The sequence below is a fragment of the Streptomyces sp. CO7 genome, assembly GCF_053474865.1.
This window is the reverse complement of record NZ_JBRIOU010000004.1, coordinates 40500-44006: the sequence shown is the minus strand read 5'-3', so window position 1 is coordinate 44006 and position 3507 is coordinate 40500. Positions and strand designations below refer to the sequence as shown.

At 79.1% G+C, this 3507-nt stretch carries 1 protein-coding gene; it reads left to right on the top strand.

Annotated elements, in window-relative coordinates; all coding sequences use genetic code 11:
• Positions 1-229: 229 nt before the first annotated feature.
• A partial coding sequence (locus tag ACOV8S_RS12855) for a trypsin-like peptidase domain-containing protein (protein ID WP_448317964.1) occupies positions 230-3507 on the top strand: 3278 nt, incomplete at its 3' end.

Sequence of the window (3507 nt, the reverse complement as noted above, 5' to 3'; positions counted from 1 at the left end):
ACCGTGGAGCGGCGGCGGCACGGGGTCGCTGCGCCGCTCCACGGGTTTCCCCCCTCGGTTCCCCCGGGGGAACCTCTTTCCATCCCGTACGCCGTATTCACCCGTCCGGACGGGCGCTCGGAGTGAACGGAGGGAGTGGAAGGGGGCGCGTTTTCCCGCTCGACCGCCCGCTGATCATGTGAGCCCTACCGTCGGAGCCGGAACGGCACGGCGGCGGGGAGGACGGGGCATGGCGGGAGCGCACGCGGGGACGGAGGACGTCCGGCGGCGGAGCGACGGCGGACACGCCGTACCCGAGGCCGCCCTCATCACCCTGCGCGACCCCACCGGACGCCGGCGCGGCACCGGATTCGCCGCCGACCACCACGGCACCGTGGTCACCGCCCACGAGGTGGTGGAAGGCCTGCCGCGCCTGCTCGTCGAGGCGGGCGGACGGACCGTCGCCACCGCGGAGGGCGCCGTCATCCCGCTGCCCGCCCTCGGCCTGGCCCTGGTGCGGGCCGAGGGGCTGGAGGCGGCACCGCTGCCGATCTCCCCGCGCGCCGCCGTCGGCCCCGGCGCCTACGTCCGGATCGTCGCCGCGGGCCTGCGGGAGGCCCGGGTGCTCGGCGTGGCCCACGCCGTCCACCGCGACCACGTCCTGCCCGACGTGCTGGAACTCGCCATCGGCACCGCCGGCCGCGAGGCGCTGCGGCCCGGCGGCGGGGCCGCCGGCGGACCGGTGCTGGACACGGTCACCGGCGCGGTGCTCGGAGTCGTCGCCACCGACCTGCGGTCCTGCCCGCCGGGCAGTGCCCGGGACGCCGCCGACGACCCGGACCTGCTCGGCGGCCACCGGGCGGCCGGGTACGCACTGCCGCTGAGACCCGCCGCGGGCCCGCTCGCCGACCTGCTCGCCCGCAACGCCGCCACCGTCCCCGCCTACGGCCCCGACCTCAACCTGGCCGCGCTCGTCGAACTCACGGCCACCTCGGTCGCCTCGGACGGACCGGTCCGGGGGCCGGTGGAACCCGTACCGAGACAGGCCCTGGAGCGCGAGTTCGCCGCCTTCGGGCGGGGCGCGGCGACCGTGCTCGGACTGGTCGGCCCGCCCGGCAGCGGCCGGACCACCGCCCTCGCCGAGCTCGCCGCCCGCCGGCACCGCGCCGCCGACGCCGCGGCACCCACCCTCTGGCTGCGCGGCGCGGACCTCCACGACGGCGACACCTCGGTTGCCGACGCCGCACGCCGCGCCCTCGACCGGTCCGCCCGGATCGCCGCCGCCGCCCGTTTCCCCCCGCGGGCCGCGGCCGCGGCCGGCGAGGCGGGTGAGGGCCGGCCCGACACGTCCTGGCTCGGCGACCTCTCGCCCGAACGGGTGGCGCACATCGCCCGGGAGGCCGGGCGCCCGCTGCTGATCGTCCTGGACGGGCCCGAGGAGATGTCGCCGCTGCTCGCCCACCGGCTGCCCGCCTGGACCGAAGGCACCGCCGACTGGCTCCTGGCCGCCGGTGCCCGGATGGCCGTCGGCTGCCGCGCCGAGTACTGGGAACGGGCCGGCGCCGAGTTCCCGCCCGAGCTGCTCCACACCCCCGCCGCCGACGCACTGCGCACCGGCACCCTGCCGCCCTGCGTACGCCTCGGCGACCTCACCGCCGAGGAGGCCCGCCTGGCCCGCGAGCGGTTCCGCATCCCCGACGGCGTACTCCGCGGAACCGACGCCCGCCACCCGCTCACCCTCCGGCTGCTCGCCGCCGTGCGCACCGCGCTGCCCGACGCCGAGGACCGCCCCCTCAGCCGGCACGAGGTGTTCTCCGCCCACCTCGACCTCACCTGCCTGCGCGTCGCGGTGCGCCTCGCCGCCGCCGGAGGACAGCGCGGGACGGCCATCCGCCGGCTGGCCGCCACGGTCGCCGGACAGGTCCACGAGGCGGCCCGCCGCAGCCTCGGCCCCGGCCAGGGCGAGCTCGACCGGGCGTCCTTCGAGGCCGTCTTCCCCTGGCGTCCCGCCCCCGCCCGGCTCGGCGGCGGGACCGGCTGGGCCCGTGCCGTCCTCACCGAAGGCCTGCTGGTCCCCGCCGGCGCCGGCTACCGGTTCGCCGACGAGGAGTTCGCCGACTGGCTCCAAGGGCTCCACCTCGACATCGACGAGGCGCTGCGCGCCCTGGTCCTGCGCCGCCGCACCGGGGAGGAGGCCGGCCACCCCCTGCCGGTGCCGCGCCACCGCATCGGCCCCGTCGTCCAGGCCCTCCTGCACCTCGGCCGCGACCGCGGCACCGCCGAACTGGGCCGCCGCCTGACCGCGCTGGCCGCCGCGACGGAGACCTCGGCCGACCCCTGGTGGGCCGCCCGGCTGCTGTCCGGCACCCTCCTCGGCCTCCCCGACGCCTCCCCGTACACCTCGCTGCTGCGCCTGCTCGCCGACCGGATCGCCGCCCGCCAGCGGGAGGGGCAGCCCGCCCCGGAGGAGTTCGGCCCCGACTTCTGGGCCGCCGTGCCGCTGGACGCCGGGGAACGCTTCGGGCTGCTGCACCGCCTGGTGGTCACCGCTCCGGCGGGCACCGGCGGCCGCTGGCTCGAGGCGGTCGCACGGCTGCTCTCCGAGGACCCCGCCGCCGCCCAGCGGCAGCTCACCCACTGGTTCGACGACGACCGTACGCTGCCCGCCGCCCCGCACGCCACGGTCGCCGTGGCCGCCCAGGCGCTGCTCTACGCCCACCGCCACCGGGGGCTCGACGACCTCGCCGAGGCGCTGGTGGACTGCGCCCACCCCAAGGCCGCGGAACTGCTCACGGTGCTCGCGGAGGAGGAGCCCTCCGCGCTCTGCCGCGCCGTCGACCGCTGGGCCCACGACCATCGGACGGCCCGCCGGAGCGCCGCGGTCACCTACGGCCGCCTCACCGCCCGGCACGTGCGCTCGGACGCCGACCGCGACCTGCTGCGCCACGCGGCGCTGGCCCTGCTCGCCCGGCCCGAGGACGCCGCCCTGCACGGCGGGGCGCTGGCCGTGCTGGTCCGCGACCCGCGGACCCGGGCCCGTCATCTCCCGGACGCCCTGCGGCGCTTCGTCGCCGGGGATCCGCAGGTGCCCGCCGAGGCGCTGGTGCCCGCCCTGACCACCCATCCGGAGCCGGTCCTGGACGCCTTCCGGGACCGGCTGCGGCAGCCGGGCGGCGGTGAGGCGCTGGACGCCCTCGCCGAGGTGACCGCGCCCGCCCTGGCGCGCAGAATCTCCGCCCTGATCCGCGAGGCGGTGGCGAGCTGCGGCCCGGCGCGCGGGGCGACCGCCGTCGCCGCCGCGGTCGCCGGGTACGTGGACCGGCGGCTCGACCACGGACCGACCGTGCGGGCGGTGCTGCTGCCACTGGTCACCGGGCTCATCGCGGACGGCCCGCCGCCGGTCCGCGCCGCGCTGGCCGCCGTGCTGGCCCGGCCGGGGACACCCGCGTCACGGCCGCTGCGGCAGGAGCTGCTGGCCCGGCTGCTCGCCGACGAGGAGGACCCGGGACGGGGCGGGACGGTCACGCC